This window comes from Natrinema thermotolerans (assembly GCF_031165565.1).
GTDB classification, from domain to species: domain Archaea; phylum Halobacteriota; class Halobacteria; order Halobacteriales; family Natrialbaceae; genus Natrinema; species Natrinema thermotolerans.
Map to the genome: position 1 here is coordinate 1220446 of NZ_CP101873.1, position 21635 is coordinate 1242080.

The following is a 21635-nucleotide window of genomic DNA, read 5'->3' on the forward strand; positions in this document are numbered from 1 at the left end:
ATCGATGGCACCCCGACGACGGACCGTACTGGCGGCGGTATCGACTGCGACAGCGTCGGCAGTGGCCGGCTGTGCCGGCTTCCTCACCGACGAGACGAGCGACGACGGGGACGATCCGGCAGCCGCAACCGACGTCGCGACGGCGCTCGTCGAGGACCTCGCGGACGGGCGGTTCGAGCGCGCGAGCGAGCGGTTCCGGTCGGACCAGCGCTCGAGATACGGCGATCCCGGCCGCCTCGAGCGGCTCTGGCTGGCACTGACGACTACGAGCGGTTCGTTCGAGGAGATCCTCGAGACGGAAGTGACGGAGGGCCAGCAGCTACGTGCGGTCGAAGTGACCGCGGCGTTCGACGGCGGCGACCACGACTGTACCGTCGTCATTGACGGCGAGACGCGGGTGCGAAATTACGGGCTCAGCGACGAGTACGAGCGGCCGTCGTACGTCGATCCGGACGCGATAACGACGCAGTCGGTGTCCCTCTCGGTGCCCGACTGCTCGCTGCCGGGGACGGTGACGACGCCCGCAGCGGGCGACGGCGTTCCGGGAGTCGTCCTCGTCCACGACGACGGGCCGATGACGGCCGATACCCCGCGCGGGGGCACCAAGACGTTCGCCGATCTGGCCGAGGGACTCGCGATGGAGGGCGTCGCGACGCTGCGATACGACAAGCGGGTTCCGGCCTGTGAAGTCGCGCCCGAGGCGTACACGCTCGATCGCGTCACCGCCGACGACGCCGCGGTCGCGATCGAGCGACTCCGGAACGTCGACGGCGTCGATCCCGACCGGATCGTCGTCGCCGGACACGGACTCGGCGGCCGGGCAGCACCTCGAATCGCCGATCGGGACGGAAGTCTGGCCGGCGTCGTCGGGCTCGCACCGCCGGCACGGCCCTACCCCGAGTTCACCTTCTCGCAGCTCGAATACAAGGTCTCGGTCGGGAGCCACGAGTGGGCGGACCTGACGGCAACCTACGAGACCTGGGGCGACGAGATCGACCGAGTCCGGTCGGGCGAGTACGAACCCGCCGAGCGGCTCCTCGGCAAACCCGGCGCGTTCTGGGACAGCATCGGCGACTACGATCACCTCGGGGTCGCAGCGGCGACCGACCTTCCCGTCCTGCTGTGTCAGGGCGAACGGGACTTTCAGGTGTCCGTTGCCGACGACCTCGAGCAGTGGGACGATTCGTTCGCGGGCGCGACCACCGTCGAAACCTACGCGGACTGCAATCACCTGTTCATGCCCGGCGAGGGCGAGCCGGTGGCGGTCGCCTACGCCGTCCGGAACAACGTCGCCGAGGCGGTCGTCAACGACATCGCGACGTGGGTTCGCGAGTTGTAGCCGCCGTGGGTCCGAGGATTCATACGCCGCTCGCCCGACCCACGTCGTATGGAGACGACGCGAGTCTTGCAGGTCGACGCCTTCACCGACGAACCGCACACGGGGAACCCGGCGGGGGTCGTCCCTGACGCCGACGAACTCTCGGCCGACCAGATGCAGGGAATTGCCGCGGAGATGGCAGTCAGCGAGACCGCCTTCCTGCGCTCGAGCGAGACCGCCGACCGCCGGGTCCGGTATTTTACGCCGACGCAGGAGGTCGATCTCTGTGGCCACGCGACGATCGGGACGTTCGCACACCTCCACGACGAGGGGCTCGAGCCCGGGACGACGACCCTCGAGACGAACGTCGGCGTTCTCGAGATCGACCTCGCGGCCGACGGCACGGTCTGGATGCGACAGGACGACCCGACGATCCGAGAGGTCGACGTGGGCTACGACCGGGTGGCCGACGCGCTCGGGGTCGACCGGGCCGCGCTCGAGGGTGCGAGCGCGGACATTCCGCTCGCGGTCGCCTCGACCGGATTGCCGTTCCTGATCGTCCCGATCACGTACCTCTCGGACGTCGGGGACGCGGACCCCGACATGGCCGCGATCGAAGCGCTGACCGACGACGTCGACGCGACCGGCGTCTACCTCTTTACCTTCGACGCGCTCGAGCCCGAATCGACGCTGCATGGCCGCATGTTCGCGCCGGGAGCCGGCGTCCCGGAGGATCCGGTCACGGGCACCGCGAGCGGCGCCGTCGCCGCCTACCTCGATCGGTTCGGCGCGTTCGACGGCGATCTCCCGGACGAACTCCGGCTCGAGCAGGGCCACTACGTCGACCGGCCCGGCGCGGTCCGTGTGCGGCTCGCGGACGGCGTGCAAGTGGGGGGCCGCGGCGTGACCGTCCTCGACGGCTCGATCACCGTCCCCGCCGCCGACGAGGACGACATCCTCGAGGCCTGATTAGGCCAGCGGGTCGTCCGCGTCGTCGCCGGTTTCGTCCGCCGGCTCGGTATCGTCGTCGAGCCCCGTCGCGGACCGGTCGTTCGCGGGGCCATCGTCCGCGGACTCCGTCCTCGGATCGTCGGATGGGCTCGACGGCGGCGGGTTCGTCTCCGCAGTCGCCGGCTCCAGCTCCGAGGGCCGGTCCGTCTCGCCCTCGAGGCGGTCGGTCTCGTCGAAGGTCGTCGTTTGCCCGTCGCTCTCCAGCGCCCGAACGGCGCGTTTCGTCTCGGCGAGGTCGTCCTCGAGGTCCGAGAGCCGGTCGTCGAGTCCGTCCTGTACCTCGCTTGCGAGTTTGGTCGCGTCGAGTTGCCGGCCGGCGGCCCGACCCGCCGCACGGGGCAAGGTCACGAACAGCGCGTAGGTCTTGCCGAGTTGCCAGACGACGATCCCCGCGGCCGCGAACAGCAGGGTGATGATCGGATCCGCCTGCTCGATGGCGGACTCGGCGTTGCGCGGGTCGGTAAACAGCGTGGTGACCGCGGAGCCGAAGCCGGCGAGCAGCCCGGCACCGACGAGCGCCAGCCCGAGTACCAGCGACCCGACGGTGATTCCCCGATAGACGATCGTCCACTTGAACGAGTTACGAAGCCCCATAGCGATGACAGTCGCTGGAATCGTATAGTCGCTATGGGAAGACGATCGCCAGTACTGCTAAAGCGGCGGTTCCGACCGACCCAGTCAGGAGCGGACAGCGGCGACCGACGGAACCGTGCCGTAAATTACCTCGCGGCCGAGTTGCGATCCGGCGCGACTGTTCGCAACCTTCTTTATCGGTTCCAGCGAGTGACTCACTAGAGATGGCTGTACTCTGGCTGGACGAGATCAGTGCCGGCGACCTCGAGAAGGTCGGCGGTAAAGGTGCTTCTCTGGGCGAGCTGACGGGTGCGGGGCTGCCCGTTCCGCCGGGATTCGTCGTAACTGCCGGGACCTATCGATCGTTCATCGAAGAGGCCGAGATCGACGAAGAACTGTTCGCGGCCGTCGACGTCGACGTCGACGACTCGAGTGCGCTGGCCGAGGCCGCCGACCGCGCACAGGAACTCATCCTCGAAACGCCCTTCCCCGACGAGCTTCGCGCGGAGATACTCGAGAGCTACGGCGAGGTCGGCGACGGCGAAGCGTTCGTCGCGGTCCGGTCGTCGGCGACGGCCGAGGACCTGCCCGACGCCTCCTTCGCCGGTCAGCAGGAGACGTTCCTCAACGTCACCGAGGAGGACCTGCTCGACCGGGTTCGGGAGTGTTGGGCGTCGCTCTTTACCCAGCGGGCGATCTACTACCGTCAGGAGCAGGGCTTCGACCACTCGGCGGTCAACATCGCCGTCGTCGTCCAGCAGATGGTCGACGCCGAGAAGTCCGGCGTGATGTTTACGAGCCACCCCTCGACCGGTGAGCCGACGATGATCATCGAGGCCGCGTGGGGCCTCGGTGAGGCCGTCGTCTCCGGGGCGGTGTCACCGGACAACTACGTCGTCGAGCGCGAGGACCGCGACGTCGACGTCACCGTCGCCGAGAAGAAGGTCAAACACGAGAAAGACGAGGCGACCGGCGAGACCGTCGAGCGCGAGGTGCCACAGGACAAGCGCAACGAACGGGTCCTCGCCGACGACGAGATCGACGCGCTGATGGATCTCGGCGAGCGCGTCGAGGACCACTACGGCGAGCCCCAGGACGTCGAGTGGGCCATCGTCGGGGGCGACGTCTACATGCTCCAATCCCGGCCGATCACGACCATCGACGAGAGTTCCAGCAACGGAGCCGACGCGGCCGGCGGCGTCGACGCCGCGGCCGGACTGACCGACGGCAGCGGGAGCGTCCAGAGCGCCGAGGGCGCGAGTACCGGCGCGGACGCGAGCGGCTCGAGCGAGGTTCTGGTCGACGGACTCGGCTCGAGCCCGGGGACGGTCAGCGGTCCCGCGAAGATCGTCACCAAACTCGACGATCTGGCCAAGGTCGGCGAGGGCGACATCATCGTCACCGAGATGACGATGCCCGACATGGTGCCCGCGATGAAGCGGGCCTCGGGAATCATCACCGACGAGGGCGGCATGACCAGCCACGCCGCCATCGTCTCGCGCGAACTAGGCGTGCCCGCCATCGTCGGCACCACCAACGCCACGACCGTCTTGGAGGACGGGCAGGTCGTCACCCTCGACGGCGACAAGGGCTCGGTCCTCGAGGGCTCTGCGGTCGAACCCGAGGAGGAGACCGAACCGGTCGAGGAGGTCCGCCCGCAGTCGCCGGTCAAGCCGATGACCGCGACCGAGGTGAAGGTCAACGTCTCGATCCCGGAAGCGGCCGAACGCGCGGCCGCGACGGGTGCCGACGGCGTCGGCCTCCTTCGGACCGAACACATGATCCTCTCGCTGAACCAGACCCCCGAGAAGTTCATCGAGGAAAACGGCACCGACGCCTACACGAAGGAACTCGTCGAGGGCATCCGCGGCGTCGCCGACGAGTTCTACCCCCGACCCGTCCGCGTGCGCACCCTCGACGCCCCCACCGACGAGTTCCGTCAGCTCGAGGGCGGCGCCGACGAGCCCGAGGAACACAACCCGATGCTGGGCTACCGGGGCATCCGACGCTCGCTCGATCGTGCCGACGTGTTCGCCCACGAACTCGAGGCGTTCCGGCGGCTCTACGAGATGGGCTACGACAACGTCGAGATCATGCTGCCGCTGGTCAACGACGCCGAGGACGTCTATCGGGCCAAAGAGTGCATGAAAGAGGCCGGCATCGACCCCGAGAAACGCAAGTGGGGAGCGATGATCGAGACGCCCGCGGCCGCACTGTCGGTCGAGGAGTTGGCCGAGGCCGGCATCGACTTCGCCTCCTTCGGGACGAACGACCTGACCCAGTACACGCTCGCAGTCGACCGGAACAACGAGAACGTCGCCGACCGGTTCGACGAACTCCACCCCGCCGTCTTGCGCCTGATCGGCGACGTCATCGAGACCTGCCGCGAACACGGCGTCGACACGAGCATCTGCGGGCAGGCCGGCTCCAAGCCCGAGATGGTCACGTTCCTCGCCAAGGAGGGCATCACGTCGATCTCCGCGAACATCGACGCCGTCCGTGACGTCCAACACGAGGTCAAACGCGTCGAACAGAAGCTCCTGCTCGATTCGGTCCGCTAACGGCCCGTTCGTTTACGCTCTTTTTCGGTCACCCGCGCCTCGAGTAGTCTCCAGTAGCTCCGTCGCAGTCCCCGATGGCCGCCGTCACCACGAGTACGCCTGTCCCGCGAAGACGAGGAAGCCGAGGCCGACGCCGGGGGCCGCGACCGCGATCGCCGGGCCGAGCCAGCTCGGGGGCCAGTGGGACGGCCGGTGACCGATAGCCTGTGGCCGGGGAAAGGCCCATGCCGACGGCCGCCCTCCGTTCGAGCATGAGCGATCGCTCGGACGAGGTGACCGAGAGTCGGGATCCCGCCGCCACCGACGACCTCCTCGAGGAGACGGACCGACTGCTCTCGGACTCGGGCACTGACGTCGGCGACGCGGGGACGGCAGCCGACGCCGCCGGGAGCGAGCCGGCAGCCCCGATCGACGACCCGCTGGGCGACTCGTCGCTCGGTCCCAGCACCGGGACCGACCGCGACGCCGAACAGGCGGCCGACGACGGCGACGACTCGCGGTCGTGGCTCGCGCCGATCACGTCGCGGCTCTCGCTGGGTCGATACTTCTCGCCGAAGGAGTACCTCGCACTCGTGGCATTGCTGGGGGTCGGTCTGGTGGGCGGTTCGACCGTGCTGCCCGTCGCCGGCCGACTGATCGGGATGTTCGGCGTCGCCTTCCTCGTCGGCCTCGTCGCGTCGAAGCGGCGCTATCTCGAGGTGGGAATCGCCGGCGTCTCAGTCGGGGGTATCGCCGCGGTGTTGAACAACGCCGTTCTCGCAGCGGTCGGCTCGGGCCAGTCGCTGGTCGCCGTCGGCGCGACCGTTGGGTTGCTCGCGGCCGTCGTCGGCTACTACTTCGGTCGCGACCTGCGCGACGGACTCGCACGAGATATCTAACCGTTCGTCGTCAGCTCCCAGCCGCGTTCGGTCCGTCGAACCACGCCGTTGTCGGCCATCACCTCGAGGAGTTCGGCGACGACCTCCCGCGGGGCGTCGATGTCGTCGCTGAGTTCGCCGACTGACTTGGGTTCGGTCCGGATGCTCGCGAGCAGGTCTGCGTAGATCCGGCTCTCCGGGCCGGCGCCGACGGTTTCCGACACGTGATCGAGGACCTCACAGAGCTGGCCCTGCACCCAGCGCTGGGCCAGCGACAGTTCGTTCTCCAGTTGTTCGAGATCCTCCAGCGCCGCGAGCAGCTCGTCGAGGTCGTCCGTGTCGTCCCAGGAGACGTCCATCGAGAGGTGTCGACAGGTCGTGATATCGAAGCTACTGTTGGCGGGATACGCGCTCTTGCTGGCGAAGCCGTACGGGGAGACGTTCACTTCCAGCCGGACGTTCCGAGCGATATGAAAGTACTTTCGCCGCTGGTCGTCGACCCGGCTCTCGACTAACCCCGCTTCCTCGAGTTTCCGCAGGTGTTCGATGACCGCCTTGGGACTTACGCCGATGTACTCCGAAATCTCGGTTACGTAACACGGTTTGCGGGCGAGCAACCGAAGGATCCGTCTCCGGTTTTCGTTCCCGAGTAAGTCCAACAACGCGGCGGAATCCATCGAGCGTGGGTAAGTGGTCACCGCTGAAAAGCGTGTCTGCTTGCCGGATCCGCGACGGCGAGCGGCTCAGGCGGAGCGACGACGCTCAGTCGTCGGAATCCGTCGACTTCGAACCGCTTGCGGACTCGCCGTTGGCTCCTTTGTCAGGAGTCTCCCCCGAACCGGACGCCGGTGGGGTCGTTTCGGGTGGTCCACCGCCGTCGCCGTTCCCGGCGGACTGACCGCCGGACCCGTTCGCAGTCGCGTTCCCGGCGGAGCCGGCGTTATCCGGTCCGTTTCCCGGTGACTCCTTGCCCGGGTCGGCCGCCGGACCGTCCGAACCGCCACGGTCGCCCGGCGGGCCGGCATCGTCCGGCGGGCCACCGCCGTTGGCTAGCCCGCGAGCGACGCCGCGGACGCCGGGCCCACCGCGTTCCGCCGCGCTCTGTCGAGCCGCAGAAGCGTTTCCGCGGAGATCAGCGAGGCGGTCCGCCGCGACGCCAGCCTCGGTGGCGTGGCGTTCGGTCCGTTCGATCGACCGCTCGAGGCTGGCGAGTTCGACCGTCAGCTTCGCCATCCGGGACCGATAGGCACCCTTCGTGATGGTGCCGTTCTCGTAGTCGGCCTCGAGGCGATCGCGTTCGGCCTCGAGGTCGGCCAACCGCGACTCGAGGTCGGCCGTCCGGTCGGTAAGCAACCGGCTCTCGTTGGCCGCGTTCTCGAGGGCGGCTTCGAACTGCTCGGAATCGACTGTGCTTTCCGTATCGGCCGCGCTCGCCTGCAGAAGCGTTCCGACGGAGGCGTTCCCCGCTACCGACTCGTTCTGGCCAGCGGCGGGCTCGGCGAACGGACTCACGACGGCACCGCTCGCAAGCGGCGCGACCGTGAGGCCGACTGCGAGGGCCACCAGGAGGGCGACCGACCGAGTGGTTGTCATCGTGTGTGTTGTCTGCGGGAACATAGTAAAAAGACGGACCTTCGTTCGGACCGTTTTATCGATCTCATCGTCGGTCGAGGTACCGTTTGAGCGTTCAAGGCGGGCGGAGTTGTCGTCGTTTCCGGTCGACCGTCGCCGCCGATCGGGTCTCACGAACGGTTCGGTCACCAACCGTTCGAACCGTTTCACGGACCGCGGAACCGTCGGCGGTAGCGTCGACGTTCCCTACCGGACCGCCGAGCGGCCGCGACCCGGAACCGAATCATGCCTCACCGACGGACCGGTCTGTTAGCGCGTCGATTTAAACCTGTCCGAAAAGGGTTATATCGGTGCGTCCCCTGTCACCAAACACCATGTTCGAGGTGTTCTCGCGGAGCTACTATCTCGGACGACTCTACGTGACTCCCACGGAGGGCGATCACGCACTCATGCACAGCGAGCAACACGAGCGGCTCAACGAGGAGGTCTACGCCAGCGGCGACGGCCTCGAGCGGCTCGATACCCCGCTCGTAATGAAACTCGAGTCGCGACACTTCGCGGTCCACGGGGGCGAGAACGTCCCGACGAACACGCTCGCGCTCCCCGAGTCGATGCTCGAGGGGACCGATATCAGGAACCCGCCGTCGCTCCGGGAGGTGTTTCTCGCCCGGCGCGACTGCGCCCGTCGGTTGCTCGAGTTCGCCGGCGGCTGGCAACCCGACCCGGCCGGCACGGACCTGTCCAACGCCGGAACCTAGAAGTAGGCTCGCTTCCCGTTTTCCGCCGAATGATCGACGAGCTGCTCGGCCGTGCGTCGCTCAAAGAGCGCATCGAGGACCTCGAGGACGAAAACGAGCGGTTACGGGAGCGCTACGAGGCCGAGTCCGACCGCCGGGCCGAGGCGGCCACGGCGAGACAGGAGGCCGAACAGCGGGTCAACCGTCTCGAGGACCGGATCGCCCAACTCGAGGGCGAACTCGAGCAGGTCGACGACGCCGACGACGGCGTCGCCGTCCGTCGCCGGACACAGGTCCGGGGACGACGTCTCGAGGCGATCCTCGACCGACTGGACTCGTTCCGGACGGGGCCGGAGGGCGCGTTGACCGTCGCGGTCGATGAGTCTGGGTTACCCGAATCGGTCCGGTCGACCCTCGAGGAGCCGCTCGGCGACCGAGTTGCGCTGCTCGAGGACGCCGCGCCGTGTCTGTGCTGTGTCGACGACGACGGCCTGATCGCGGTGGCCCTGTCGCCGCCGGTCGAGCCGACGCTCGAGCCGACGTGGGACGACGGGTTCGCCATCGACCGCGAGACCTTCCTGCCGACCGGCCGCCACGCCCTCGCGCTGGTCCGGACGGACCTGTTCGCGCTCGGGGTTTACGATGGCAACGAGCGGATCGACTACCGCGGGTTCGAAAGCGACGTCAAGGGCACCCACTCGAAGGGCGGGTTCTCACAGGCCCGGTTCGAACGGATCCGTGACGAACAGATCGACGACCACCTCGAGCGCTGTCGCGAGGCCGTCGCGACACGCCGTGGCGACGTGGATCGACTGTTCGTCGTCGGCCAGCGCGGCGTCGTCGACACGCTCGTCGCTGAAGTCGGCCTCGAGCCGGCGGGAACCGCCGCGGTCGACGCGACCGGCGATCCCGAATCCGCGCTCGAGGACGCCTATCGGTCGTTCTGGACGACGGAACTGCGAGTCCTCTAGTAGCCGCCGCCGTCCTGCGGGTTACCGGAAACCGGTGACAATAGTACGTCTGGGTCAGTAGCCGCCGCCGTCCTCGAAGCAGCGGCCACAGCGGTTCGCGTCGTCGGCCTGTTCGACGGGGATCAGTCGGAGATCCTCGTGGGCGACGTGGGCGGTCGCGCCACAAGTCGTCTGAAAGTCCGAACGACCGTGTTCGTGCTTGTGGATCTTGTTCGTCGTCTCGTTGAGGACACCATTCATGTCACATGGTGCCACGCCGCACGGTCATAAGTCTACCGACCGTTGCTGATCGATCGATCGATCCGGGAACCGAAACGGTGGGTCCGTGAACGGGACCGTGACCGAAAGAAGGGCTTACGGGGGCGACCGCCGGACCGCCCCGATGCCGATTCCGATCGCACCACTTTAATCACCACCCGTCTAGGTCCCGATATGCGCGTCGCAATTCTTGCCCACGAACAGTTTCCCGACCGAGCCAAGACCGCGCTCGGGGTTCTCCGATACGCCGACCACGACATCATCGCCGTCCTCGACCGTGACAGCGCCGGCCGACGAGTGTCGGACTTCGTTCCGGACGTCCAGGACGCACCGATCGTCGAAGGCATGGACGACCTCGAGGCCGACGCCGTCGACGCCTTACTGATCGGGATCGCACCGATCGGCGGCGATCTCGAGGAAAGCTGGCGTGACGATATTCGAGTCGCGCTCGAGAACGGCTATGACGTGATCTCGGGGCTGCACTCTTTCCTGTCCGATGACGAGGAGTTCGCCCGATTGGCGGCGGAAAACGACTGCGAACTGCGCGACGTCCGGAAGCCGCCCGAGGGCCTCACGGTGGCCGAGGGCGTCGCCGACGAGGTCGACGCCGAAGTGATCCTCACCGTCGGCACGGACTGTTCGGTCGGCAAGATGACGACGACGATGGAGTTGGCCCGGGACGCCCGCGCGGCCGGCCACGACGCCGCCGTCGTCCCGACCGGCCAGACCGGCATCATGATCGAGGGCTGGGGCACCCCGATCGACCGCGTCGTCAGCGACTTCACCGCCGGCGCGGTCGAGGAGATGATCCTCGAGATCGGCGACGACCACGACTACCTCTTCGTCGAGGGGCAGGGCAGCATCGTCCATCCGGCGTACTCGCCGGTCACGCTCGGCATTCTCCACGGTTCGATGGCCGATAAACTCGTCCTCTGTCACGAGGCCGGCCGGGAGGCGATCCACGGCTACGAGTCGTTCGCGCTGCCGTCGATCCCGACGTACATCGACCTCTACGAGAGCGTCGCCGCGCCGGTCGCGGACGGGCAGGTCGTCGCCGGCGCGCTCAACACGTCCGGGCTGGCGGACGACGCGGCCGCCAGCGACGCAGTCGCCGAATACGCCGACGCCCTCGGCGCGCCGGCCGACGACGTCATCCGGTTCGGAACCGACGACGTCCTCGAGGCGCTGCTATGAGCCTCGAGACATCGTTCGAGCGGCGCTCGCTGCCGCTGGAGTACCCGTTCGGAATCTCCCGCGGCACGACGACCGAGACCGAGGTCGTCTACGTCCGGATCGAGGACGACGACGGGACGACCGGTCTCGGGGCCGCCGCCCCGTCGACACACTACGGCGAGACCGCGGCCACCGTTGCGGCCGTCCTGCCCGACCTGCTCGCAGTCGTCGAATCGGTCGGCGATCCCCACCAACTCGAGCGGATCGAACGCCGCATGCGCGAGACGGTCCGGAAGAACCCGGCCGCCCGCGCCGCAGTGAGCATCGCGCTCCACGACCTCGTCACGAAGCGACTCGAGGTGCCCCTCTATCGCTACTGGGGACTCGACCCGGCCGAGACGCTCTCGACCTCGTACACGATCGGGCTCGACGACACGGATCGGATGCGGGAGAAGACCGAGACGGCCCTCGAGCGCGGGTTCGACACCCTGAAGGTCAAACTCGGGACCGACCGCGACCTCGAGATCGTCCGGACGATTCGATCGGTCGCACCCGACGTGCGGCTGTTCGTCGACGCCAACGAGGCCTGGACCCCCCGCGAGGCGGTCCGAAAGATCGACCGGCTCGCCGAGTTCGACCTCGCGTTCGTCGAGCAGCCGGTCGCCGCCGAGGACCCCGAAGGGCTGCAGTTCGTCTCCGAGCGCTCGGCGCTGCCGATCGCCGCCGACGAGTCCTGTCGAACGCTCGCGGACATCCCCCGTATCGCGGACCGCTGTGACATCGCGAACCTGAAACTGATGAAATGCGGCGGCCTCCGGGAGGCCAGACGACTGATCAGCGCCGCCCGGGCCCACGGCCTCGAGGTCATGTGTGGCTGTATGAACGAGTCGAACGCCTCGATCGCCGCGGCCTGTCACCTCGCGCCGTTGCTCGACTACGCCGACCTCGACGGCTCGCTGTTGCTCGCCGACGACCCCGTCGACGGCGTCCCCCTTGCGGACGGTCGGATCGACCTCGCCGCCCTCGAGCGGTCCGGGACGGGTGCCGGCTTCGGTTCGTCCTGATCACGGGACCGTCCCGCCGACGGCCGGACCGTCCCCGAATCGGCAGCGGCGCTCCTTCGATGGCACCCAGCCGGACCGGCGGCTGCGTTCGCTCGATGGTCCATCACCGGAAAATGAACGTACAATTAGGGTGTTTGCGTTCCGAGTCGGACAGTGGCAAGCAAGCGGTATCGAGAGTAAGACTGCGACGCATGCCCATCGATCCGGCCACTGCCGGTTCGCGTCCGGACCGACATCGCCCACTCGGTCGCCGACGGCGAAGCCGTCCTCGAGTCAGCGTTCAACTGCGCGCATCACACCACTGTCGGCGACTGTCTGGACAACTCCCAACGGGGTTTCATACCGATCGTCGGTGTGGAACGTGTGGTATGTCCGATAGCGACGACGATCGAACCGTGTCCCGACGAACGCTCCTGCGGGCCTCGGCCGGAACGGCCGCACTCTCGGCCATCGGGAGCGCCCGCGCCGACGACGGCAACGAGCGGGACGACCTCGCCCGACGGTTCGATCGTGACTGTCCCGACGCGACGATCGAGCCCAGTATGGCCCACTGCGAGGGTGCGAGCATGGAGGGGTGTGCGGACGACCACCCGAGGACGGTCGCCCTGCAGTCCGCGGTCGCGGACGCCCTCGAGCGCCGGTACCCGGACGTCGATGCACTGCTCGAGGCGGGCTACAAACCGTACTTCGATACGCTCGAGACCGGCGACGACAGCTGGTCGCACTGGCTCAACCCGGCGTTCATCGGCGACGGCGACCTCCTCGAACCCGAGCGACCGGAATCGGTGCTGGTCGACAACGAAACGTGGCGCTCGATCGGCGTCATGTTCATCGCGACGCAGGACGGCACGGCCGTCGCGCCGCCGGCGGTGTACGGCGAGGACGCCGAACTGTGTTCGCCGTGGCACGCCCACACCGGCCTCCCCGGTCGGTTCGCGTGGTGGTTCTACCGGCAGACCTACGAGGGAGCGGCCGCGGACGGCGACCTCGAGTTCCCCTGTCGGACCCCCTGTATGCTCCACGTCTGGACCGTCGACCATCCCGAGAGCGTCTACGCCCACGACGCGCCGCCCCGGGAGGACCGCGACGTCGACCCCGCCGACGAACCGACGTTCGACACCGACGCGGTTCCCGGCGAGGACGACCTCGGCTGGGCGGCGCTCCCGGAGGCTGTCGTCCCCGACGAACTACCCGCCGATCTCGCCCCGTTCGACCCGTCCGGATTCGACCCGTTCGGCATCGATTTGGGGCTGTGATCACTCCGGAACGACTCGCGGAACGTCACTCGAGCCAGCCCTCGATCGCGGCCGCGACCCGAACGGCCGCCGCGTCGGGGCCGCAGCGGTCGGTATCGATCTCGAGGGCGGCGTCGGGCGCGTCGAACTCCCGGTAGACCACGTGGACGCCCCGTTCGTCGATCGAGTCGGGACGAGCGCGATTGCGCTCGAGGCAGGTCTCGAGGCTCGCGGTCAGGCGGACGAACCGGACATCGCCAAGCGTCCGAAACCGGGTCTGCCAGGGTCGCCGATAGAACGTCCCATCGACCAGCGTCACGCCCGTCGCGGGCGCGTCGGCGACCCGCTCGGCCAACTGCTCGTCGGTCCGACTCGAGAAGTCGTCGGAGTGGACGGTCCGGACGGGAATCGAGCGCGTCTCGAGGCGGTCCCGAACGCGGGCCGTCACGGTTGACTTGCCCGTGCCCGGCGGCCCGCAGATGACGACGATCACGGTCCCCGGTAGCCGCCGAAGGGATACGAACCCCGGGGATCGACCACGGACTAGTGGTCGTCGGTATCGCCTTCGCGCTCCGTGACACCGTTCGCGATCGTCCCGTCGCATATTCCCGGTTCCCAACCTCGCGAAGTGGACGCGGCGATCGGGCCGTTCATCCGCCGGGAGACCGGTCGTGGAGCCGACGCGGACCGGGAGTGATCAGCGGTCCTCGCCGGCGGTCACGTCGAACGGTCCCTCGTCGGGATCCTTCTGGGGGACGAACGGACCGACCGACGCGGTCCGGCGGGTAATGGTCGTGATCCGGAGGATGTAGGAGACCAGCAGGGACAGCGGCGAGAGGACGACGACGATCAGGACGGCGACGACGTAGGGGAGCGCAACGACGCTGAGACTCGGCCCGGCGAAGTCGGCGTAGAGGAGGCCGACGACGATCGCCGACAGGATCGACGGGACGCCGCAGTAGATCGTCAGCTGCGAGAACCGGGTCAGTTCCCGCTGCAGGTAGGTCGTCTTGAACTGCTCGCGGGCCACCCTGAACAGTTTCAACGTGCCGATCAGGTCGTCGAACTGCTCTTTCGCCGTCGGCGACAGCGACTCGTGGTAGTCGTTGCGCAACTGGGTCGCGACGTACAGCTGCCAGGCCTCGTCGTAGTTGATTGCCGCCCAGACGGCCGCAAAGGTGTCGGCGTCGGAGTCCGAGCGCTCGAGCGTCTCGTCGACCCGGTCGGCCCGCTCCCTGACGCTGTTTGTGTACCGAACGACCGTCTCCCGCACCTCGTCGTCGTGATCGGCGACGATGTCGGCGAGTTCGGCCGCGTCGCGTCGGACCGACTCGATGAGCAGTTCGAGGACACTCATGGGCGCGGTCGGCGTCGCGGAAACGGCCGCCGTCTCGGCGACGTCCTCGCGGAACGCCACGACGCCCTCGAATCGGTCGCGGGCCTTCCCCGCCGCGCCGAACTCCTGGGAGAGGATGAGCTGGTTGACCGAGACGACGAGCGTCACCAGCGAGAACGTGCCCGCGATCATGCCGCTTGCCACGCTCGTCACGGAACTCCCGTTGACGAAGTTGATCACGCCGAGTTCGTACAGGCCGACGATAAGCGCGAAGATGACCGCCGAGAGCAACGCCGCGACGACCAATCGGTTCCCCTGAATCAGCACCCACTCGTGGAACCGCGTCAGCGGCCCCTCCGGCCCGCCCACGTCGGCCCCGTAGGACTCGAGCGTCTCGTCGGTCTCGGAGGACATGGCGACACGTTCAATCGACCCGACAATAAGGGCCTGCGTTGCATACACCGCCGAGCGCTGTCGCTTCAGGGCCTACACTGAAATGCGTCGGCGGTGTTCCCGAAGACATGCTCGGCACCGGAATCGACTCGCGGACGACGGGCAGGTCCCGATGACGCGCTCGGAGACGACGAGCAGACGACGACTGCTCGCGTCGCTCGGCGTCGGGATGGCGACCGCGGCCGCCGGCTGTACCGGCAGCGACGCGCTCGGCGGCGACCCCAGCTACGAGAGCGGTAACGTCGGCCCGATAAACGCCAGCAACGCCTCGAGCAGGAACGCAAGCGAGATGTCCACGGCCTCGTCACTGGCCCAACAGCAACCGACCAACTCGGTGACGCCGCTCGATTCCCTCGAGCTGGTCGAACACGAGTTCGTCCTCGAGGACGGCTACCTCGGCTCGACGGTGCAAGGAACCGTGACCAACACGGGAGCGGACCGGCTCCAGATCGTCGAGGTCCGGACCCGAATTTACAACGCCGCCGGCAACCTCCTCGGCCGGTATCTCGCCAGCACCGGCGACCTCGGGGCCGGCGACGCCTGGGAGTTTCAGGTCGTCGTCCTCGAGGCTCCCAGCGACGTGGCCGACTACGACATCACGGTACTCGGAACGCCCTCGTGACCGGCGTCGGAACCGGCGATCGAGACCATCGTTCCCCCGATCCGCGGCGTCAGTCCCGCGTCCCTGCGACCAGTTCGTCGACGACGCCGTCGTAGACTACGTCGGACTCGACGGCGAGGGCGTAGGCCGGTCGCCCCTTCCCCGTCGGCGACGTCTCCGCGGGCGGGACCTCCTCGACTAACTCCTCCTCCTCGAGCCGGTAGAGCGATCGGATGACGTCGGCCTCGGAGATCGTCCCGACGACTTCCGTATCGACATCCGAGAGCCGCTGTTTGCAGTGCCGTCTCACGTCGTGGGTCTGAACCGGCGTCTCCCCCTCGCCAGCGAGATCGGCGAGCCCCAGCAGGACGGCCTGATTGGTCAGGGAAATCGAGTCGAACCGCGAGACGTTGCTCATACTACCCCTTGACCGTGAACAATGGTAACAGTTTCTCCCGACTACAGCAGCGGAGACCGAGCGTCGGCTCGAGACGCTCGCGGTCGCTGTGACGCAGTCGATCCGTCGGTGGCTCAGGCGCTCTCTTCGTCCTGCAGTTCCGCGAGTTCGGCCTCGACCTCGTCCTGGTCCTCGCCTTCGAGGTCGGTCAGCTCCGCCTCGTCGGCCTCGCCGGTCTGCTCGGGCGCCGACTCCGCGTCGTCGGCACCGACGTCGGATTTCAGCGTCTCGAGTTCGGCCTCGACGCCGCTGTCGGTCGAGAGCTGCTCGAGTTCGCGGTCGATGTTGTCCTTGTCCGAGAGGACGTCGTCGAACGCGCCCGACTCGTGGAGTTCGTCCATCGCGGCGGCCCGGGCCTCCATGTCCTCGGTCTGTTCCTCGGCACGTTCGATGGCGCGGCCGACGTCCTCGAACTCCTCGCCGGTCGCGGTCATCGCTTCCGATACCGTGGAGCTTGCCTTGGCGGCCTCGTGGCGGGCCTTCATCGTCTCCTTTTTCGTGCGGAACTCCTCGATGCGGCTCTGGAGTTCGTTTTTCTGGTCGATCAGCCGGTCCTGCTGGTTCTGCAGGTCCGAGATCTGGCGCTCCAGATCCTCGATCTGGTTCATCTTCGTCTTCTTCTTCTCGAGGGCGCGTCGCGCCAGATCCTCCCGACCCTGCTGGACCGCAGTGCGGGCCTGATCGTTGTGTTTCTCGACGTTCTCCTCGAGGCGGCGTTTCTGCATCTCGAGGCGCTTTTTCTGCGTGGTGAGATCGGCGATGCCGCGTTTGACCTGCTGGAGCTGGTCACGCATCTGCTCGTAGGAGTAGTCGAGCGTCTCGGTCGGATCCTCGGCCCGGTTGAGCACCGAGTTGAGTTTCGACCGGATGACGTAGGAAGCCCGAGAGAGGATGCCCATACTCGCTACGTATTGCTCGCGGGCCTTAAAAATGTCACTTCAGGAATATCCAATGTTCGCGAGCGCGGGGCCGGTGGCGGAACACACCGCGGACTAGCGGTCGGTCTCGACCGATCGGACGGCAAGCGAGTCGTCGACGACGATCGTCGCCGTGCCGGCGTCGCCCGCAACCTCGAGGTGGATCCGGACTGGGTCCCGGGACTCGACCCTGGTCGTCGGCGCGGGGAGTTCCCAGTCCGGACGCTCGAGGTCGATTCCGACGTCGGAAAGCGCCGCGGCGACGCGACCGTCACTCAGCAGCGCCGAGAGCGGCTCCACGCCGACGAGAAACGTACAGGTGTCACACGTGATCTCGACGATGTCCTCGCCTTCGCGTTCGAGACGCAGGTCGGCGGTCGTCGTCCCGGCACAGAAGGGACACTGACCGGTGCGGGCCAGTCCGACGTGAAAGCGGGCACGACGTGCGGTTTCGCGTGCGACGTCGTCCGCGCTCCGTCCGGCGAAGCCGTTCGCCGGGAACGGATAGGTGAAGCCGGACCACTCCTCGCAGGCCGAACACGCGACGGTGACGAACCCCCGTTCGTACCGTAGGACCGCCCCCGTACCGCAATCCGGGCACTCGGAGTCGATCGGCGTCGGCTCGGACGGTGTCCAGTCCCTGACTCCTTCGGCCGGCCGGTGAGCGAGGACGGCACGGTACAGCGCCGTCACGGCCGCCGTCGGGACGTAGCCGTCCTCGACCTTGCGGACGTAGACGCCCCGGAGCTTGTCGAGGTGGTAGTTGAACTTTCCGCTGTCGCGCATGCCCACCGCATCCATCAGCTCCGCGTACGACCGCGGCTCCGTGTAGACCGCGTGCCAGTCCTCGAGCAAGGCGAGCAGGATCTCGAGGCGGATCTCGTGACCGAGCAGGGAGAAGGCGTCCCGAACCGCGGCCGCCGACTCGTCGTCCGGACTCATGTCCCGACGTTGTCTCGACGCCCCATTGACCGTTCCGGCTGTGCCGCCGAAACCTGCCGTGACAACCGCCCTCGTGAATTTCAGTTCACAAAGTGATTACGTGTTCTCGGCACCACCATTACCCCATGACAGAGGGGATCCGAACCGCCGAATCGACGACGATCGCCGCGCGAGTCCGGCGTCGGCTGCGATCGTTCGAACCGCTGTACCTGGCCCTGCTCGGTCTGCTGGCGGTTCCCAGCTACGTCTTCGACTCGCTGGCCGTCCTCGAGGTCTTCGAACTCTTCTTCCTCTTTTTCCTCTGGCCGTTCGTCTCGCCGCTGTTGGATCTGGTGCTGCGACGCGGGGCCGACGAGGAGCGCGCGGAGCCGACCGACTGGCTCCACATGGGGAACTGGCGGGCGTACGCGGCGTGGTTCCTGACGATGCCGCTGACGTTCGTCAATCCGCTCGTACTGGCACAGGACCTCTCGCAGTGGCTCGGCACCGGCGTGGCGTTCGTCCGCCACCGCGGTGCGTTCCCCGACCCCGAGAACTACGACCAGCAAACCGCCTACCGGCTCCCGTTCGACGGGACCTGGACCGTCGTCAACGGCAGCTACGACCACGATTACTCCCACTCGTGGCTCCCTGCCACCCAGCGATACGCCTACGACTTCGTGATCACCGACGCGGACGGCCATACTGCCCCCACCGAGTCCGGGTCGGCAGTGGACTCGTACTACTGCTACGACGAGCCGATCCTCGCTCCCGCTGACGGGGTCGTCGTCGACGTCTTCGACACCGACTTCGAGTCCCCCCGCGGCGGCGGCCTCTCCCATCCGCTAAAGCGGGACATCCGCGGGTGCTACGTCGTGATCCAGCACGCCTCCGACGAGTACAGCTGTCTCGCCCATCTGGTCCCCGGCAGCCTGACGGTCTCCCCCGGAGACCGCGTCGAGCGCGGGCAGGAGGTCGGTCGCTGTGGCCACTCCGGGAACTCCTCGGAACCGCACCTCCACTTCCAGCTGCAGGACCACCCCCGCTTCGAACTCGCGGCGGGGCTCCCGATCGCCTTCGACGCCGTCGACGCCGAGTGGCCGGGCGCGAAGGCGGCGATCGACGAGCCCCGATCCGGCGGGGCCGGCGACGCCACCACCGACCCGCTCGAGGACGCCACCGACGTCGACCGCACGTATCTCACGGCCGGCCAACGCGTCGCACACGTCGCGGGGGCCGACGAGCCGACCGACGGGTCCGCGAGTCCAGAGCGGGAAACGATCGAGAGCACGGCCGAGAGCGACGCAGGGCAATCGGCCGGGAGCGACGGGCGACTCGCCGCGGTGCGACGCGCCGCGTTCGGGACCTGCGTCGGCGGCGCCGTCGCCGTTCTGGGGCCGATCGTCGTTTCACGGACCGCCGTCGCGCTCCTGCTGGGCGCCGGGGTCGCGCTCGCGGCGGGCTGGCACGGCTGGGTCGCGGTCCGACGGACCGCCGCCGAGCGCCGTCCCGGCGGCCTCGGTCTCGCGATCGGCCTCGGACTCGTCGCCGCGGCCGTCCGCGCTACCGGGACCGGAGCGTCCCTCGAGGTCGGAACCCAGGCGCTCGGCGGCCTCGCCCTCCTCGCCGGCTTCGCCGCCTACGCCGCCCTCGGCGAGTACGAACGCCACCGCTTGCGCGAGTTGTTCCCCGCCTCGTGGGCCCGGTCCTGACCCCATCTCGGGCCCCCGACTCGTGGCCGCCGACGCCGGGGATTGATGAGCGCCGGTTCGGAACGAGCCACCATGAGCGACGTCCTGATCCCCGGCGGTCGCGACGTCCGGGGGACGCTCGAGGAACCGACCGACGAGCCGCGGGCGATCGTCGTCGCCTGCCCGCCCCACCCCCAGCAGGGCGGCTCGCGGAGCGACCGACGGCTCCGCGCCGTCTCGGACGCGGTCGTCGAGGCCGGCATCGCCTGCCTGCGGTTCGATTACGGTTTGTGGGACGAGGGCTACGGCGAACGGGAAGACGTTCGCAACGCCGTCCGGTGGGCCCGCGAAGAGTACGACGGCGGCGACGACCGCCCGGTCGGTCTCTTCGGCTACAGCTTCGGCGCGTCGCTCGCCCTGCTCGCCGCGGCCGACGCCGACCCCGACGCGGTCGCCGTCCTCGCGCCGACCGCGCGACTCGCAGACGACCTCGACGCGCTCGCGGCGCTCGAGTCGCTCGAGGCGCCGCTCCGCGTCTGTTACGGCGAGCGCGACACCACCGTCGACTGGGAGCCGATCGTCGAGCGGGCCGAGGAGCGCGGCGACGAGACGGCGGCGTTCGCCGGCGATCACTTCTTCCTCGGCGCGCACGACGAGATCGCGACGGCGGTCGCGTCGTTCTTCGAACGGGCGCTGTGTGCATCGGCCTGAGGACCGACCGGTCGGCGTCGCGGACCGTCTCGAGCCGGCGTCAGTCACCCCAGTGCGTGAAACCGCTTTTCGTCGCGCCCCGAGAAGCCGTCACTGTGACCGCGGCACCGACTCGTGACCGAAGCCCGTGTGACCGCGTGCAGCGATGACCGGCGACGGCGCCGCGTCCGTCCGCCGGGCCGAGACGTGGACCGAACTCCAGCGGCTGGTCTCTCAGGAGATGTGGATGGGCGACATCGGCCGCCACCGCTCCCCCTACGTGTTCCGCGGGGTCCCGGACGAGGCGTTCAGCCTCGAGACGTCGATCGGCCGCTTCGTCGGCGACTCCGGACGGTGGCACCTCGAACCCCTCTTACTCCGGAACTTCGCCCAGTACGCCGAGGGCGAAATCGACGAACTCCGGTCGGTCTGGCACCTGCTCTCGATCGCCCAACACTACGGGCTGCCGACGCGGCTGCTCGACTGGTCGTTCTCGCCGCTGGTGGCGGCCTACTTCGCCACGGTCACCGGCGACACCGCCCACGACGGCGCGATCTGGGCCGTCGACTACCGGAAACTCCACGCCGAACTGCCCGACCGCTACCAGGCGGTCCTCGAGACGACCGAGACGCACATGCTCGACACCCACCTGCTCTCGAACGCGACCCTCGAGTACGACCTGCGGGAGGCCGCCGGCGACGGACCCGGGCCGGCCCGGAACCTCAACGACGTCTCCCGCGTGAACGAACTCTGGCAGGAGCTGTGGGCGCCCGAAACCGAGCGCGACGACGAGTACGTCATGTTCTTCCGGCCGCCCGCGATCGACGACCGCATCGTCAACCAGTCGGCCGTCTTCTCCTTTCAGTCGGATCCTCGGATCGTTCTGGACCGGTGGCTCGAGGACCGCCCGGACTGCTACCGGAAGATCGTCATCCCGGGCGAGCGCAAACTCGAGTTCCGCGACAAACTCGACCAGTTGAACGTCAACCACCGGACGCTGTTCCCCGGCCTCGGGGGGCTGGCGACGTGGCTCACGCAGTACTATCAGCCACAGGCAAAGGAGTAAGCCGAGGAGACAGAAATATCCAATTGCGATAGGAACTCCATTATATACGATATCCGCAGTTTTTTCTATTCCCTCAGTAATCATAATCAATATGGGGAAAGATACCAGACGACCCCTACCTGACAAAATCGAAACACTCGGGTTAATTCTATGTAGTATAATAATCATCGCGT

Annotated in this window: 22 protein-coding genes; 13 read left to right on the top strand and 9 right to left on the bottom strand. The window is 67.9% G+C overall.

The window, feature by feature from the left end:
- Positions 1–4 precede the first annotated feature (4 nt).
- Together NP511_RS06245 and NP511_RS06250 are read left to right on the top strand one after the other, a co-directional pair.
- Entirely contained in the window at positions 5–1339 is a 1335-nt protein-coding gene (locus tag NP511_RS06245) for an alpha/beta hydrolase family protein (protein WP_049964949.1), read from the top strand.
- 48 nt (positions 1340–1387) lie between these two features.
- Entirely contained in the window at positions 1388–2287 is a 900-nt protein-coding gene (locus NP511_RS06250; protein ID WP_049964845.1) for a PhzF family phenazine biosynthesis protein, read from the top strand.
- On the opposite strand, the gene NP511_RS06255 is transcribed toward NP511_RS06250, so the two are convergent.
- Positions 2288–2923, bottom strand: a complete 636-nt coding sequence (locus tag NP511_RS06255; RefSeq protein WP_211249091.1) for a hypothetical protein — start codon at positions 2921–2923, stop codon at positions 2288–2290. It abuts the gene before it with no gap.
- Between the two features lie 203 nt (positions 2924–3126).
- Between NP511_RS06255 and ppsA the strand changes: the two genes are divergently transcribed.
- The gene (gene ppsA / locus NP511_RS06260; RefSeq protein ID WP_049964846.1) at positions 3127–5463 is read left to right on the top strand and encodes a phosphoenolpyruvate synthase; all 2337 of its coding nucleotides are present in this window, start codon (positions 3127–3129) and stop codon (positions 5461–5463) included.
- Positions 5464–5714: 251 nt separating this feature from the next.
- Complete coding sequence (locus NP511_RS06265; RefSeq protein WP_049964951.1) at positions 5715–6341, top strand: hypothetical protein; 627 nt, start codon at positions 5715–5717, stop codon at positions 6339–6341.
- Here NP511_RS06265 and NP511_RS06270 read toward each other — a convergent pair.
- Entirely contained in the window at positions 6338–6997 is a 660-nt protein-coding gene (locus NP511_RS06270; protein ID WP_049964847.1) for an ArsR/SmtB family transcription factor, read from the bottom strand. The genes NP511_RS06265 and NP511_RS06270 overlap by 4 nt on opposite strands.
- Before the next feature lie 85 nt (positions 6998–7082).
- Positions 7083–7913 (bottom strand): hypothetical protein, encoded by an 831-nt coding sequence (locus NP511_RS06275; protein WP_233274314.1) that lies wholly within the window; start codon positions 7911–7913, stop codon positions 7083–7085.
- Between the two features lie 353 nt (positions 7914–8266).
- Here NP511_RS06275 and NP511_RS06280 point away from each other — a divergent pair, with 353 nt between their 5' ends.
- Positions 8267–8650, top strand: coding sequence for a DUF5802 family protein (locus NP511_RS06280; RefSeq protein WP_006181286.1), 384 nt, complete (start codon positions 8267–8269; stop codon positions 8648–8650).
- 29 nt (positions 8651–8679) lie between these two features.
- Positions 8680–9600, top strand: coding sequence for a Vms1/Ankzf1 family peptidyl-tRNA hydrolase (locus tag NP511_RS06285; protein ID WP_049964848.1), 921 nt, complete (start codon positions 8680–8682; stop codon positions 9598–9600).
- A 54-nt stretch (positions 9601–9654) separates the two neighbouring features.
- Here the strand turns inward: NP511_RS06285 and NP511_RS06290 are convergent, their stop codons facing one another.
- Positions 9655–9840, bottom strand: a complete 186-nt coding sequence (locus tag NP511_RS06290) for a hypothetical protein (RefSeq protein ID WP_006181288.1) — start codon at positions 9838–9840, stop codon at positions 9655–9657.
- 192 nt (positions 9841–10032) lie between these two features.
- Between NP511_RS06290 and NP511_RS06295 the strand changes: the two genes are divergently transcribed.
- The 3 genes from NP511_RS06295 to NP511_RS06305 all read left to right on the top strand — a co-directional run bounded on the left by NP511_RS06295 (position 10033) and on the right by NP511_RS06305 (position 13351).
- Positions 10033–11052, top strand: a complete 1020-nt coding sequence (locus NP511_RS06295) for an N-acetyltransferase DgcN family protein (protein WP_049964849.1) — start codon at positions 10033–10035, stop codon at positions 11050–11052.
- Entirely contained in the window at positions 11049–12095 is a 1047-nt protein-coding gene (locus NP511_RS06300; protein WP_006650248.1) for a dipeptide epimerase, read from the top strand. Before NP511_RS06295 ends, NP511_RS06300 begins: the two co-directional genes overlap by 4 nt.
- Positions 12096–12463: 368 nt before the next feature.
- Positions 12464–13351: a hypothetical protein gene (locus NP511_RS06305; RefSeq protein ID WP_049964850.1), complete on the top strand. Its 888-nt coding sequence runs from the start codon at positions 12464–12466 to the stop codon at positions 13349–13351.
- A 25-nt stretch (positions 13352–13376) separates the two neighbouring features.
- Here the strand turns inward: NP511_RS06305 and NP511_RS06310 are convergent, their stop codons facing one another.
- Together NP511_RS06310 and NP511_RS06315 are read right to left on the bottom strand one after the other, a co-directional pair.
- On the bottom strand, positions 13377–13823 hold the full coding sequence (locus NP511_RS06310; RefSeq protein WP_006650246.1) for an AAA family ATPase: 447 nt from the start codon (positions 13821–13823) through the stop codon (positions 13377–13379).
- Positions 13824–14027: 204 nt separating this feature from the next.
- Complete coding sequence (locus NP511_RS06315) at positions 14028–15080, bottom strand: DUF7972 family membrane protein (protein WP_049964851.1); 1053 nt, start codon at positions 15078–15080, stop codon at positions 14028–14030.
- A 151-nt stretch (positions 15081–15231) separates the two neighbouring features.
- On the opposite strand from NP511_RS06315, the gene NP511_RS06320 reads away from it, so the two are divergent.
- Positions 15232–15741 carry an FxLYD domain-containing protein gene (locus tag NP511_RS06320; RefSeq protein ID WP_049964852.1) on the top strand — a complete coding sequence of 170 codons (510 nt, stop codon included), beginning with the start codon at positions 15232–15234 and terminating at the stop codon, positions 15739–15741.
- A gap of 49 nt (positions 15742–15790) precedes the next feature.
- Here NP511_RS06320 and NP511_RS06325 read toward each other — a convergent pair whose 3' ends face one another.
- The 3 genes from NP511_RS06325 to NP511_RS06335 form a co-directional block, all read right to left on the bottom strand.
- On the bottom strand, positions 15791–16138 hold the full coding sequence (locus NP511_RS06325; RefSeq protein WP_049964853.1) for a hypothetical protein: 348 nt from the start codon (positions 16136–16138) through the stop codon (positions 15791–15793).
- A gap of 113 nt (positions 16139–16251) precedes the next feature.
- The gene (locus tag NP511_RS06330; RefSeq protein WP_049964854.1) at positions 16252–17076 is read right to left on the bottom strand and encodes a PspA/IM30 family protein; all 825 of its coding nucleotides are present in this window, start codon (positions 17074–17076) and stop codon (positions 16252–16254) included.
- Positions 17077–17169: 93 nt separating this feature from the next.
- Positions 17170–18036, bottom strand: coding sequence for a winged helix-turn-helix domain-containing protein (locus tag NP511_RS06335; RefSeq protein WP_049964855.1), 867 nt, complete (start codon positions 18034–18036; stop codon positions 17170–17172).
- Between the two features lie 125 nt (positions 18037–18161).
- Here NP511_RS06335 and NP511_RS06340 point away from each other — a divergent pair, with 125 nt between their 5' ends.
- From NP511_RS06340 to NP511_RS06350, 3 genes are all read left to right on the top strand, one after another.
- Entirely contained in the window at positions 18162–19727 is a 1566-nt protein-coding gene (locus tag NP511_RS06340; RefSeq protein WP_049964856.1) for a M23 family metallopeptidase, read from the top strand.
- Between the two features lie 72 nt (positions 19728–19799).
- Complete coding sequence (locus NP511_RS06345) at positions 19800–20417, top strand: CocE/NonD family hydrolase (RefSeq protein WP_049964857.1); 618 nt, start codon at positions 19800–19802, stop codon at positions 20415–20417.
- A gap of 145 nt (positions 20418–20562) precedes the next feature.
- Positions 20563–21462, top strand: a complete 900-nt coding sequence (locus tag NP511_RS06350) for an FRG domain-containing protein (RefSeq protein ID WP_049964858.1) — start codon at positions 20563–20565, stop codon at positions 21460–21462.
- Positions 21463–21635 lie beyond the last annotated feature (173 nt).